Raw genomic sequence first — 12,383 nt, 5'->3', positions numbered from 1 at the left:
GCCGCCCGAGCCATACCCGTCCAATGCCGATCCGCGCCCCCGCCATGCCTGAACGGTCATACTCGCTCTGCGCTTACCGTCGGGCCCCGTGGCCCAGATCGGTCTGAGCGATCCAGCTGATCGCCGCGAACAGGTCGTCTCGCGGCGCCACCCGATGCGCGCTCTCCCGGGCCCGGTGGTGCGCCTGTCGCACCAGCTCGGGCCACGGCCGCGTGAAGTCGAGTTCGGCGTGGTAGCCGAAGTCTCCCTCGTTGTAGAAGTGGCCGTCGTCCTCGCTTCGCCACAACCCGAAGGACAACGTCACCTGGTCGCGCACAGCCAGCTGATCGAGCACCTCCCCCAACCGCGCCGACGGCCACGCCTCCACGTCGCCGACTCGTGCCGCCGGTGCCAACGCCGGCGTCACGGGCACTCGGGCGCCGAGCGAGGTCAGCGCCAAGCGCAGGCCCCACGGCTCGCCATCGCCGGGGTCGTCACCCCGCGCCTTGCTCGTCTCCCACGCGCGCCTCAAGGCCGGCACTGCCTGCGTTGCGCGCAAGTCAGCCAACGCTCCCGCCGCCCACTCCCGCACGGTGCTGTCGTCCCCGGCCAGCAACTCGATCAACGCACCGATCGCGCGAGTGTCGTGCAACTCCTGGAAGATCTCGACGGCACACAACTGGGCGAACGAGCCCAAGTTCGGCAGAGCGCGGAGCAACGGCGCGACGACGTCGGTCTCGCGGCCGAGGGCGGTCAGGTCCCACTGCGCATCGGCGGCGCCCATGGCGTTCGCGTCGAGGGTGTCGGAGTCCAGGAGGCGGATCAGCCGATCGATCTCGTGTTCGGTGTCCATGCGCGTTCTCCCGGGCTGCGTTGTGGGACCACGAAAGCACATTCGGAGGGTGTGAAGCGCAGGAATTGTCAGCCAGTGAGCGCAGGGAGTGGGGTGGATGGGTTGTTGTGGGGTTCAGGTTGGTGCAGGGCGCGTGACCTGGGCGGGTGATTGTCAGCGTGGGCGTGGCGGCGGTCCTCGGGGTGGTTTGATCAGCAGAGGACGCCTGCACCAGCCAGCCACCCATGCAACCCGGTGCGGGTCCTTTTCTTTTCCGTCTACCCAATTCAACCACCCAACAAAGCCGTCGGTTTCTCCGGCTAACCTTTCCCCGGCCGGCCCCCGGCGAAGCACCTTCTTCTAACCATTGAGCGCAGCGGGGCTAGCCATGTGCATCCTTCTTTTGATCTTTTGCCTTCTTCTTTAAAGATCAAAAGATAAACCTTCAGATGGCTCCCCGAATTTTCATTGGCACTACAGTTCGGGGTCAATTGTCAAGACTGGAAAGAATACCTTGACAAGCAACCCCGAACCGTGTCCTTACATTTTATCGGGGGCCGGCCGAGGAAAGGTCGAGGGAAGGGGTTGAGAGGAGCGAGCATTTTTGCCACCCGCCGCCTACTGGGTAGATGGCATCGGGCGACGGCAAGCAGATGGTTCGGAAAAGCCGAAACGGCAGCCTGCCACGTCGATCAAACTCTCGACTCTGTAGCTGCCACCCTTACCGCCTGCGAATCCCGATTCCGTCTCCACAACACAAACGCGCACCCAATCGCCATCAACGCGGGAACCGTCGCCAGTAGCAAAATCGAGCCCGCCGACAACGCCAACGCCAGCAGCAACCCGGCGCCCGCCGGACCCGCAACGGAACCGAGCCGGCCCAACGCTGCGGACCATCCAACACCAGTAGTACGAGCGTCGAGGTCATACAACGCGACAGCCAGCGCCGTTTGCCCGATGTGGCCCGCGATAATCCCGACCCCGGCAGCGGTGAGGACGAGCAAGAGAGCCGCGCCAGACAAATGCGCCACACCGGCAACGATCATGAAAGCCACGCCGAGCGCGGGAAGCACCACCAGGGCGCGCATGATCCCGATCCGGGCAGCGACCGGGATGAGCACCAACCCGCCGATGATGCCGCCCAGACTGACGAACGCGAGGCCCAGCGGGGCTTGCGTGCGGGTGAACCCGTAGCTCGTCAGCAGGGTCGGCGCCCACGAGATCAGCGTGTACGACGAGGCGAACACCAGGAATGAGTACGCCCACAACAAGCCGGTGTTCGCGCGCAGTTCGGTGCCGAACAAGCGCAGGACCGAGGCCCCGCGGGGGGACACGGCGACGGCGACCGCGGACGGCAGGCCGACGAGCATCGCGGAGAACACCAGCACCGTCGCCGCGCCGGCGAGCCAGAAGACGCCCGTCGGGCCGAGGGCGGTGATGAGCTTGCCGCCGAAGAAGCCGCCGAGGGTGGCGCCCGCGGCGAGGCCCAGGGTGACCGCGACGGAGACGCGTGAGCGGTGCGCCGGAGGGAAGTGCTCGACCGCGAACGACACCGCGGCGGGCAGCACGGCACCGAGGCCGAGGCCCGACACCAGGCGCATCACCGCCAGCAACGCCATGGAGTGCGCCGGCAGCACCATCGCCGTCAGCACCGTGCCGACGGCGAACAGGCCGACGCCCGTCAGCAGCACGGCCCGCCGGCCGAAGCGAGCGCACAGCCGGCCGGCCGCGAGGTAGCCGACGACCGTGCCGACGTTCGTGGCCACGATCGCCAGCGTGAACGCCGCGGCCGTCGCGTGCCATTCGTGCGCCAGCGACGGGATGGAAAACGACAGCGCGGCCGTGTCGAACCCGTCGACGAGAACCGCGAAAAAGGACAGGACCAGAGCTCTGAACCGCACAGCTTGCCTCCGAACGACCAGGCCCCCCTGGCGACCGAAAACCCCCGCGAAACCTCAGGACTCCGGCGGCCACAAGGGTTCCGGGACCGCCACGCCGAACGGCCCGTCCCAGCCGTTGCGCCGCGCCACCTCGTGCACCGGGCGGCGCTTCGCCGCGACGCCCCAGCGGCCGAGCGGGTAGCCGAACGCCAGCATCGCGCCGAGGCTCCAGCCCTCGTCGGCCGGAACGCCCAGCAACTCGCACACCGCGGACTCCTCGAACCGCAGCAACGTGCTGAGCACCCCGCCGATACCTTCGGCGCGCGCGGCGAGCATCGCGCTCCACACCGCCGGGAACACGTTGGCGCCGTAATGCGCTTCGGCCGTGAACAGGAAGACCAGCAACGGCGTTTCCGCGAAGTGCTCCCCGAAGTAGTCACCCGAACGCTTGATCTGCGTCCGCATGGTGTCCCACCACTCGTCGCGTTCCTCGTACTTCAGCACGCCGAGCCGACCAGCCACGAGGTCGGCGTACTCGCGCTCGCGGCACCGCGCGTAGACGTCCGCGAGCTTGGCCTTCAACCCCGGGTCGTCGACGACCACGAACCGCCACGGCTGGGCGTTGCCGCCGTTGGGCGCCCGGATCGCGGCGTCGAGGATGCGGCACTGGCTCTCCAGCGAGATCAGGTCGGGCTTCATCCGCCGCATGACCCGCGTGGTGTAGAGCGCTTCGTAGACGTCCACTGATCACCGCACCTTCCATACTCGAACTCGAATCGAGTTTGAGTTTCAGCCACGCAAGGCGGCCGTGTCAAGCACTCCAGCTGTGTAAACTCGCCGCGTGACCGCCGGGCAGCAGCCGTGGCAGCAGCAGCTGCCCCCTCAGGAACGCGGGCGAGCCCGCCGCGCGAAGATCGTCGAAGCGGCCACGAAACTCATCGACCAACACGGTCCGCACAGCCCCGAAGTCACGCTGCGCGCCATCGCCGACGGTGCCGGCACCTCGGCGGCCACGATCTACCACTACTTCCCCGACGTCGACTCCGTGATCGCCGCCGTCGCCGCCCAGTACATGCAAGACCTGCTCGCGGCCGTCAAACGTGTGCACGGCAAGCACTACGACTCGTTCCACGACCTGCTCGACGCCAACATCACCTCGTACCGCAAGCACTTCGCGAAATGGCCGGGCCTACGCGAGCTGTGGTTCGACCGGCACGCCTCGGACAACGTCGTCCTCATCCACGCCCATTACCGCGAGACGCTCACCGAGCTGTGGCAGCAGAAGGCCTCGGAGTTCAAAGGCGAGCCGGTCGACGCGATGAGCTGCCGGATCGCGATCGAGATGGTCGGCGCGCTGTGGGACTTCGCGTTCAGCCTCGACCCCCGCGGAGATGAGCGGGTCGTGGCCGAGATCCGGGAGCTCGCCCATGACTATTACCGTCGCCGGGTGGGGATCTGAGCGCAGGCCTCCGAGGTTTCCCCGCCCATCACCACGTGTCGCTGACAACCCACCAACGGACGCCGTCGAACATCAAAGAAGCCTGGGATTCACCTCGTTCCACGGGCTTACCGTGGGGCGTGGTCGACGCGGTGCCGGCGTAGTGGACGATCGCCAGCTCGCCGCCCCTCTTCGCCACCGTCGACACGTCGATGATCTTGGTGACGTACTCGTACCAACCGGACTGGCTGTGCACGTCCTGCACGGCCTTCAGGAAGTCGGCGAGCGAATTGTTGCTGATCGTCGTCGCGCCGGCCTCGGTTTGCCCCAGCGACATGAACACCGCGTTGGGCACGACGAGTGAGCGCAGCCGATCGCTGTTCCACGTTCCCTTCGGACCGTTCAGCGACTCGTGCAACGCCGTGACGATGGCCCGCGGCGAGGACACATCGGACGGACGCGGCCTCGGCACCAGGACCGCGAGCTCGTCGTGCGAGCGGGTCCAAGACGCGTACACCGAACCAGGAGGCGGCACGGCAACGTCCGGCGGCTGCGTGGCCGCGGATCGCGCCCCAGGAGCGGGCGTGGCCGCGCCGGCGTTCCCGGCCGCGAGCGTCAAGCCGAGGACGGCGGTCAACGCCACTCGCCACACGGCTTTCCGGTTCACCGAGCGCAATCGCATGCCTATGACCGTGACAGGCGCCCCGGCCCGAACACACCCGATCCCCGGAGCGACGGGGAGGTTCGGGAAAGCGGCGTGCCCGTCCGGGTCGGACCCGCCTACTCCTCCGGCGCCAACACCACGTCGAACCGCACGCGGCTCCAAGTCGCGTCGCCGAGGTCGCGCCCGTCCGGTGCCGGCGTACCCACGGGCTGCTGGTCGAACGGCAGCACCAGCGACTCCCGCACGGCGAACACGACGTCGGACAAGTCGTCGCCCTGCACGAAGATGTGCGTGACGAGCCGACGATGGCCCTCGTGGGTAACCATGAAGTGCAGGTGCGCGGCGCGCCACGGCGAGCGGCCGGCGGCTTCGAGCAGGCGGCCGACCGGGCCGTCGACGGGCAGCGGGTAGCGCGTCGGCGTGAGCGCCCAGAAGCGGTAGTTGCCGTTCTCGTCGGTGAAGACGTGGGCACGTCCGGACACGCGGCCGTCGGTGTACTGGACGTCGTAATAGCCGTCCTCGTCGTTCTCCCACACCTCGAGCCGCGCGCCCGGCAGCGGCTTCCCGTCGGTGTCGGTGACCGTGCCCTCGACCCAGCACGGCTGCCCGTGCGCGCCGGCCGCGATGTCGCCGCCGTTGGGCACTTCCGGCGAACCCTCGTGGTAAAACGGCCCGAACACGGTCGCCTCGGTCGCGTTGCCGAAGAGCTGGTTGCTCACGGCGACGGTCTGCATCGAAACGCCCAGCACGTCCGAGAGCATGATGAACTCCTGGCGGCGGTCGTCGGTGATGTGGCCGGTCTGCGTGAGAAACTCGATCGCCGAATTCCACTCCTGCTCGGTCAGCCGCGTCTCCCGCACGATCGCGTGCAGGTGGCGCACGACCGAGGTCATCACCTCTCGCAACCGGGCGCTCGGCGCGTCCGCGAACGACGCCACGACCTGCTCGACCAGGCCTTCTTCGAGCCCGGCCTGGCCGGGCGAAACCGCTTCACTCATGGGTGTCCTCTCTCGCGTACCGAACACCAGCATCGCGGCGGCGCGTGGTGGGCGCCCGCGCGACGGCCGGGCCGGGCAAGAAGACGGCCGACCCGGTCAAACGGCGCGGATCTCCGAGGGCGGCACGCCGTAGCGCTCCCGGAACGCTCGGGAGAAGTGCGCATGGGACGCGAACCCGCACGCGTGCGCGACGCGCGAGATCGGTGCGCCCGGATCAGCGGTGAGCTGCTCGTAGGCCGACCGCAGCCGCCGCTCCCGGATCACCCGGCCGACGCCACCGCCCTCACTGAACACCCGCGTGAGCTGACGATTGCTGAGCCCGACGGCGGCCGCGACCGTCGAGGTCGTGAGCTCGCGGTCGGCCAGGTGCTCGTCGATGTGGGCCAGCACGCGGCGGCGGTGCTCGGCCGCCAGCGGGCGGCGGTCCTTTTCGGCCAGGTCTGTCAGTAGGGTGCGGATCCGGGCTTCGGTGCCAGGCCCGGCCTGCACCGGCGCGGCCAGCACGTCACGCAGGAGGCGCGCGAGCTCCGCGGCCGGGCTGCCGGTGGTGTCGGTGAGAGAGAACCGGCGGGTCATCGGCGCCGACGGCACGGCGCGGCCGGTGAGCTCCTCGAACGTGGGTTTCGGGACCATCAGCACGTACTCGCGCAGCCCTTTGGCGAATCCGCGCAGGAACGGCTGGTCCAGGTCGCACACCAGCAGCATGCCCGGCTGCTGCAGCTGGATCCCCTTGCCGTGGTAGAAGAACGCTTCGCCGAACAGGGTGAGGTACAGCGCCACCCGGTCGCTCTCGTCGCGCCGGATCAGCCGCCGATCGCGCTCCACGACGTGGGCCGTCGCGGTGATGTTCGCGATCTTGAACTCGCCGACCCGCACCGAGGTCTCCCAGCCGGCGAACGACTCCTGCGAAAGCGTCCGACATGCCAGACGCACCAACGTCTCCTCGTTGTGCTGCTCCCACAACTCAAACCGACGCGCTTCACCCAACCCACAGGTCGTGAAGGTGCGATACGGAAACGGCGCCACCCACTGACGGTAGATCAATTCCCGTCACATCACCAGCCAACCCCGTCCGGCCTCAGAAGAACCAAGGCACCGGCTCGTGCCCCCGGTCCACCACATCACTGAACCGCCCGCCCAAAAACCCCAACGGCTCCCCTCCCCGCGAACAAACCTTCAAGACCTCACCGATCACAACCTGATGATCACCAGCCGTCAACGCGCGATAAACCGAGCACTCCAGGTGCACCAGAGCATCCGGGATCACCGGAACCTCATGCGCCCCCGTTTTCACCGGCAAACCCGAGAAGTGGTCCTCACCGCGCCGAGCAAAACGTAGCGCGAGTTGTTCCTGCCGGGTCGACAGAACGTTCAGCGCGAAGCGGTCCGCCGACACGACAGCCTCGGTAGTGCGCGCACCGGTCGTCAGGCACACAAGCACCAACGGCGGGGACAGCGACACCGACGTCAGCGAGTTCACCGTCATCCCGTGGGGAACATCGCCGACGCTGGTAGTCACCACCGCGACCCCAGTCGCGAACCGGCCCATCGCCGTCCGCATCGCCAACGCATCAACCGGGCCGGAACCGGGAGTGCAGTCAGGAGGCATGGTGGTCATGCGCGGTAGCGGACCTCGAAGGTGAGCACACCCTCGTCGGTGCGCCAAGGGCCGTGCGGCATGCCCGGGGGCCGGCAGGCGTACATACCGGCAGTGAACGTCTTCCCCAGGGTGAGGTCAGTGAACGAACCCTCCAGGATGTAGACCTCCTCCCAAAAATCGTGCGTCTGGACGCCCATCGGTGACGAGTCGGCGCCCGGCGCGTACCGCAGGATGCGCGTGGCCACACCAGAGGCCTCGTCCGTGGACAGAACGCGTTCGGTAATGAGTGGGTCATCGCCCTTGCAGACCGTGAAATCCACATCAGTGACCGGGAAGAACTCGCGTTCGGGTTTGCTCACTGGCTCTCCTCGGAGTAGCCGGCCAGGAAACGGTCCACTTCGGACAATGGGCCGTCGAAGCCGTAGTTGCGGAAGGAGTAGCCCTTCACCACGAAGGGCGCGCCGGCGTAGAACAGCTCATACTGGTGGTGGCGGCCGGCGAACTCGCTGCCGACGGCGTCCCACGCGAGTTTGAACAGTTTCACGCGGTCGGCGGCCGGGGTGCCCGGGCTGTAGATGTAGCGGTCGATGTCCGCGCGCGTCTCCGGGCTGGTCATATCGGCGACGCTGGAGGGGACCTGCAGCACACCGCCGCCGACGAGGTCGCGGAGGATGGCCAGCACGCGGGGGTACAGCTCTGACTGCAGGCCCATGGCGCCGTACAGCGCGCGGCTGCCGGGGCGCCAAAGGCCGGCCGAGTCGGGTTCGGCGGTGTACTCGGCGGCGAGGACAGCGGACTCCACAAGGGACACCAGGCTGGCCAGCTCGCCGAGTTTCTCCACGACGCCCGGGAACTTGTCGACGCCGTTGACCGCCGCGACCTTGCGCGCAAGGCCTGCCAGGAACTGCAGCTTCACCGAAAACCGGATCTGCGCCTGCCAGTTGCCGAGCACGTGCGCGCCCGTCTCGAAGAACTGGTTGCGCACGCCGGCGACGTCGCGGTAGACGAACACGCGGTCCCACGGCACGAAAACGTCGTCGAAGACCAGCAACGCGTCGGTCTCGTCGAAGCGCGTGGTGAGCGGGTAGTCGTAGTGGCTGGTCGCGGCGGGCGCGTACGGGCGGCGGCAGTAGAGCTTCAGCCCTTCGGTGTCCACAGGCAGCACGAAGCTGAGCGCGAAGTCCGTGTCCTCCGGCGTCAGCGGCTTGATGCACGACACCAGGATCTCGTCGGCGACCGGCCCGCCCGTGGCCAGCATCTGCGCGCCCCGCACCACGATCCCGTCGGCGCGCTCCTCGGCGACGCCGACCTGCACGAGGTCGCCGTCCCACGCGCTCGCCGTGGTGGCGCGCGAAACCTGCGGCGGGATGATCGCGTAGGACAGGTACAGGTCCTCCTCGACGACGCGCTTCTGGAACGCCGTCACGTTGGCCGCGTAGTCGCCGAACACGTCCGGGTGCGAGGCGAACGCGGCCAGGAACGCGCCGACGTGGTCCGGGCTGCGGCCCACCCAGCCGTGGGTGTGGCACGCCCACGTGGTGGCGGCCTCGCGGAACGCGGTGAGGTCCTCGCGGCTGCGCGGGGCGGTGAAAAGCCGGTTCACCACCTCGCCGTTCGGGCCGGGCCGCGTCATCCCGGAAGCGGGGTCGGCGGCGAGGTCGAACAGCTCCGACACCGTCTTCGCGATCGGCGCGAACGCCGGGTGCCGGGCCACCCCGCCAACCCGCTTTCCGTCGAGGTACACGCGACGCCCGTCGTCGATGGCGCTCAGGTACTGCGATCCGGTGCGCATCAAGCCTTCCTTCGCTGAGTTTCGTACACGTGGGTCAGGGTTTCGCCGCGGGGCAGCGCAGGGTCGCGACCACGATCAGCTCACTCGTCACTTCACTCCTCACAGGACGGTCAGTCCCGCCCCGCCTCGATGAACTTGCGCGCCGTCAGCTCGGGGTTCGCCAGCAGCACCTCGTGGCTGCCCTCCATCCCGATCAGCCGGAACATCACGAGCCGGTTGGACAGCCGCGGGTGGCGCCCCCACTCGCCCTGCGTGATGTCGTTGTCCTCGGACGGCGCCAGGTAGCTGAACGCCTGCGGCACCTTGTCCCAGCCCGTCATGTCGGCCGGGTCGGTGAAGGCGCTCCACGGCTGCGGGCGCAGCACGTCGTACACGCGCCGGGCCTCCTCCGCCGAGGCGTCGCCGTAGAACGCGTCGCGCCACACGGGGAATGGCAGCACGACACCGCCGTCGGTGCGTTCGTCGTAGCTCGCCTGGAGCGCGGCGACGAGGTGCGGCGGGATCTCGTCGACGAGCGCCCGGCCGTGCGCCGGCACGAAGGCGGCGAAGTAGACCAGCCGCCGCATCCGCTCGGGCAGCTCGATCGCCACGCGGGAGATCACGTAACCGCCCCAGCTGTGCCCGACCAGCACGACGTCGGTCAGGTCGTGCTCCCGGATGTAGTCGACGATCGGCGCCGCGGCACCGCGCAGGTCGACGCGCTTGTCGTCGTTCTCGCCGAGGCCGCCGGCCGTCGGGGTGTGGACCTCGTGGCCCGCGTCCTCCAAGTGCTTGCGGACGGGGTCCCACAGCTCCCCGAAGTGCCACGCTCCGTGCACCAGTACGAATCGCATCCGCCGCTCCGTTCTCACCGCCTGAGTGCGTACGGCACATGCTGCTGTCGGCGAGCGGGCACGACTATCGGTGAAGCGACGCACGAGCATCGGATTCGCGCAACCGTCAGCGGCGGCCCAGCACGGCCGACGGCGTGACCCCGAACCGCGCCTTGAACTGCGCGGCGAACTCGCCCAGGTGGAAGTACCCGCATTCCGCCGCGACGCCGGTCACGGTCGTGGTCCCCGGCTCACCGGCCGCGAGCAGGCGGCGGGCCCGGTCGAGCCGCTGATCGCGCAGCCACTGCCCGGGCGTCGTGTCGAGGTCGCGCCGGAACCCGGCCTGCAGGCTGCGCAGGCTCGTCCCGCTCTGCCGCGCGACCTCCGAGAGGCTGATCGGCTCGGCGAGGTGGTCGAGCAGGTACTCCATCGCCCGCCTGACCTGCGCCGACGGCACCCGGCCGGGCTCGGCTTCCTCCTCGCGCAGCTGTGTGAGCAGGAACGACTCGATCACCAGCTCACCCAGCTGCTGCCCCACCTCCGGCCGCGCGACGCTCGGCCCCAGCGTCGGCAGGCTGACCACGCTCTCCAGCAGCCGGTACAGGAACGCGGGCTGCTCCGGCAGCGACAGCGAGAGGTTCACCGGTCCCGCCGTGGCCACGCCGCGGATCCGGCGGGCCGTGCTCTCGACCCAGCGCCGGTCCATCCGCACGATCAGCTGGTCGAACGCGCTGTCGATGTCCAGCTTGAACTCGCGGTACGGCCCGACGATCGCGGGCCGCCCCGGCGCGAGCTCGGCCGTGTCGCGGCCGTAGGTGAACTTCGCCGACCCGGCGACGGGCAGCGTCAGCAGGAAGTTGTCCTCTTCGGGCACGGCGGGCGCGACCGTGACATCGGCGCCGTAGCGCAGGCGGTTGAGCGAGATCGGGCCCGCCGAGAGGTGCTCCAACCGGGTCGAAAGCCGCGCTCGCCGCGAATGCACCACGAGCCGGTGCGGGCGCAACGCCTGCGTGCAGGCCTGGGTGACCTCGTCGGGATCGCCGCTGGACGCGAGCACGTGCTGCGAGACCTCGGCCAGCCCGGCCGCGAGCTGCGCTGCTGTCATGCCGCCTCCCGGTGCGTTGTCCCACAGGACAACATCCCCGCTCGCCGTTGTCCAGCGGACCCGAGGACCGGGCGGCGGTGGCCCACCGTCACGAACCAATGCGGCCGAGCCGGCTGATCGACGGCACCGGCCCACCCGCGTCCCTCAGGCCGAAACCGCGCCGAACTCCGCCGCGGCGATGTCCGCCGCACCGGCCGCGTTCGGGTGGAAGGCGTCGTTCATCAACCCCGCACCGGCCGCGGCTGCGTAGCTGCCCCAGCGATCGAAGAGGTCGAGCACCGGCACGCCGTGAGCATTCGCCACGTCGTACACGGCGTCGCGATACGGGGACAAGTCGACCCACGCCGGATCGCCGGGGATCTGTGCCTCGAGGACCACGTCGCAGGTGTTCTCCAGCGCGGACACCATCGTCTCGAGGTTGGCCGCGTACCGGTCCGGCGCGACCGCCGTCTGTTCGTTGGCGTCGTTCGTCATCAACGCGATCAGGGCCAGATCCGGCGACCAGGCCACCACGTGGTTCAGCGCCGAGTACGCCTCGCCACCGGCGACCCAGTCCGTGGTCGTCGACATCGAGATGCCGAAGTCGCCGATCGTGATGCCGTCGAGCGCTTCGATCCCGATGCTGCCGACCCGTAGTTCACCGGCCTCGCCAGCCACGGTGACCGTGACGGTGTGCCGTCCGGCGGCCAGCTTGGGGAGCGCGACGAGGTGTGTCGTCAGGCCTGCCGCACTGCTCAGCCGGACCGGGCCGGGTTCGCCACCGTCGATCGCGATCGTGCACTCGCGCGAGTCCTGTGTGGTGATGACGCGAGCCAGGTAGTCGCCGGCCTCCGCGACGAATGCGGTGAGGGAGACGGAGCCGCCGCTCGTCGCGGACGAGGCGAACGTCGTCAGCGCACCCGGCGCGAACTCGGACCAGGACCCGGTGAACGTCAGCCTCGAATCCGCCGTCATGGTCCGTGGGTTCAGGATCACCGACGCACCCCGCACCGGGAAGCCCCGAGCCGCCAGCATGTCGCCCATCACCACCGGCGGCGACTGCGTGGCGGGCTGGAGTCCCTGGCCGGCGCTGATGGAGTCGCCGATCTTCGCGTACCTGGCCGAACCGGTCCCGGCGACGGCGGCGGCCCGCTTCCAGCGCCAGCGCCGGATCGAGGCGGCAGTCATCCCGTACAGCTGCCGGCCCTCGTCGTATCCACCGGAGTGGGCCTTGCCGAGCGGACCCGTGACCATCGTGCGAGCTCCTTCGTCGGGCGGAAGTCGACCCATAATCACATCCCCGC

General features: G+C 69.0%; 13 protein-coding genes. 1 reads left to right on the top strand and 12 read right to left on the bottom strand.

Annotation, left to right across the window (positions count from 1 at the left end; genetic code table 11):
• Positions 1 to 73: 73 nt before the first annotated feature.
• From ABZU76_RS02040 to ABZU76_RS02030, 3 genes are all read right to left on the bottom strand, one after another.
• Positions 74 to 832, bottom strand: a complete 759-nt coding sequence (locus ABZU76_RS02040) for a HEAT repeat domain-containing protein (protein ID WP_354864114.1) — start codon at positions 830 to 832, stop codon at positions 74 to 76.
• Positions 833 to 1,503: 671 nt separating this feature from the next.
• The gene (locus tag ABZU76_RS02035) at positions 1,504 to 2,712 is read right to left on the bottom strand and encodes an MFS transporter (protein ID WP_354864112.1); all 1,209 of its coding nucleotides are present in this window, start codon (positions 2,710 to 2,712) and stop codon (positions 1,504 to 1,506) included.
• A 54-nt stretch (positions 2,713 to 2,766) separates the two neighbouring features.
• The gene (locus ABZU76_RS02030; protein ID WP_354864110.1) at positions 2,767 to 3,435 is read right to left on the bottom strand and encodes a nitroreductase family protein; all 669 of its coding nucleotides are present in this window, start codon (positions 3,433 to 3,435) and stop codon (positions 2,767 to 2,769) included.
• A gap of 97 nt (positions 3,436 to 3,532) precedes the next feature.
• Between ABZU76_RS02030 and ABZU76_RS02025 the strand changes: the two genes are divergently transcribed.
• The gene (locus tag ABZU76_RS02025; protein WP_354864108.1) at positions 3,533 to 4,150 is read left to right on the top strand and encodes a TetR/AcrR family transcriptional regulator; all 618 of its coding nucleotides are present in this window, start codon (positions 3,533 to 3,535) and stop codon (positions 4,148 to 4,150) included.
• Positions 4,151 to 4,178: 28 nt separating this feature from the next.
• Here ABZU76_RS02025 and ABZU76_RS02020 read toward each other — a convergent pair whose 3' ends face one another.
• The 9 genes from ABZU76_RS02020 to ABZU76_RS01980 form a co-directional block, all read right to left on the bottom strand.
• Positions 4,179 to 4,811: a hypothetical protein gene (locus ABZU76_RS02020; protein ID WP_354864107.1), complete on the bottom strand. Its 633-nt coding sequence runs from the start codon at positions 4,809 to 4,811 to the stop codon at positions 4,179 to 4,181.
• Positions 4,812 to 4,909: 98 nt separating this feature from the next.
• A complete protein-coding gene (locus ABZU76_RS02015; RefSeq protein ID WP_354864105.1) occupies positions 4,910 to 5,791 on the bottom strand; it encodes a dioxygenase in 882 nt (293 codons plus the stop codon).
• 96 nt (positions 5,792 to 5,887) lie between these two features.
• Positions 5,888 to 6,817, bottom strand: a complete 930-nt coding sequence (locus ABZU76_RS02010; RefSeq protein ID WP_354864103.1) for a helix-turn-helix domain-containing protein — start codon at positions 6,815 to 6,817, stop codon at positions 5,888 to 5,890.
• A gap of 52 nt (positions 6,818 to 6,869) precedes the next feature.
• Entirely contained in the window at positions 6,870 to 7,409 is a 540-nt protein-coding gene (locus ABZU76_RS02005; protein WP_354864101.1) for a flavin reductase family protein, read from the bottom strand.
• Positions 7,406 to 7,750: a cupin domain-containing protein gene (locus ABZU76_RS02000; RefSeq protein WP_354864099.1), complete on the bottom strand. Its 345-nt coding sequence runs from the start codon at positions 7,748 to 7,750 to the stop codon at positions 7,406 to 7,408. The genes ABZU76_RS02005 and ABZU76_RS02000 overlap by 4 nt, the downstream gene beginning before the upstream one ends.
• Complete coding sequence (locus tag ABZU76_RS01995; RefSeq protein WP_354864097.1) at positions 7,747 to 9,183, bottom strand: 4-hydroxyphenylacetate 3-hydroxylase N-terminal domain-containing protein; 1,437 nt, start codon at positions 9,181 to 9,183, stop codon at positions 7,747 to 7,749. Before ABZU76_RS01995 ends, ABZU76_RS02000 begins: the two co-directional genes overlap by 4 nt.
• Positions 9,184 to 9,293: 110 nt before the next feature.
• Positions 9,294 to 10,016 carry an alpha/beta fold hydrolase gene (locus ABZU76_RS01990; RefSeq protein WP_354864095.1) on the bottom strand — a complete coding sequence of 241 codons (723 nt, stop codon included), beginning with the start codon at positions 10,014 to 10,016 and terminating at the stop codon, positions 9,294 to 9,296.
• A gap of 106 nt (positions 10,017 to 10,122) precedes the next feature.
• Positions 10,123 to 11,100, bottom strand: coding sequence for an AraC family transcriptional regulator (locus ABZU76_RS01985; protein WP_354864093.1), 978 nt, complete (start codon positions 11,098 to 11,100; stop codon positions 10,123 to 10,125).
• Between the two features lie 144 nt (positions 11,101 to 11,244).
• Entirely contained in the window at positions 11,245 to 12,333 is a 1,089-nt protein-coding gene (locus ABZU76_RS01980) for an SGNH/GDSL hydrolase family protein (RefSeq protein ID WP_354864091.1), read from the bottom strand.
• Positions 12,334 to 12,383: the final 50 nt, after the last annotated feature.

The sequence above is a fragment of the Amycolatopsis sp. NPDC005232 genome (assembly GCF_040607795.1).
Lineage (GTDB): Bacteria > Actinomycetota > Actinomycetes > Mycobacteriales > Pseudonocardiaceae > Amycolatopsis.
This window is presented reverse-complemented; position numbering and strand designations above follow the sequence as displayed.

Coding starts and splice junctions, on each gene's coding strand:
- ABZU76_RS01990 (WP_354864095.1), bottom strand. CDS start 10,016: ATGCGATTCGTACTGGTGCACGGAGCGTGGCACTTCGGGGAGCTGTGG.
- ABZU76_RS02040 (WP_354864114.1), bottom strand. CDS start 832: ATGGACACCGAACACGAGATCGATCGGCTGATCCGCCTCCTGGACTCC.
- ABZU76_RS01995 (WP_354864097.1), bottom strand. CDS start 9,183: ATGCGCACCGGATCGCAGTACCTGAGCGCCATCGACGACGGGCGTCGC.
- ABZU76_RS02020 (WP_354864107.1), bottom strand. CDS start 4,811: ATGCGATTGCGCTCGGTGAACCGGAAAGCCGTGTGGCGAGTGGCGTTG.
- ABZU76_RS02005 (WP_354864101.1), bottom strand. CDS start 7,409: ATGACCACCATGCCTCCTGACTGCACTCCCGGTTCCGGCCCGGTTGAT.
- ABZU76_RS01980 (WP_354864091.1), bottom strand. CDS start 12,333: ATGGTCACGGGTCCGCTCGGCAAGGCCCACTCCGGTGGATACGACGAG.
- ABZU76_RS01985 (WP_354864093.1), bottom strand. CDS start 11,100: ATGACAGCAGCGCAGCTCGCGGCCGGGCTGGCCGAGGTCTCGCAGCAC.
- ABZU76_RS02015 (WP_354864105.1), bottom strand. CDS start 5,791: ATGAGTGAAGCGGTTTCGCCCGGCCAGGCCGGGCTCGAAGAAGGCCTG.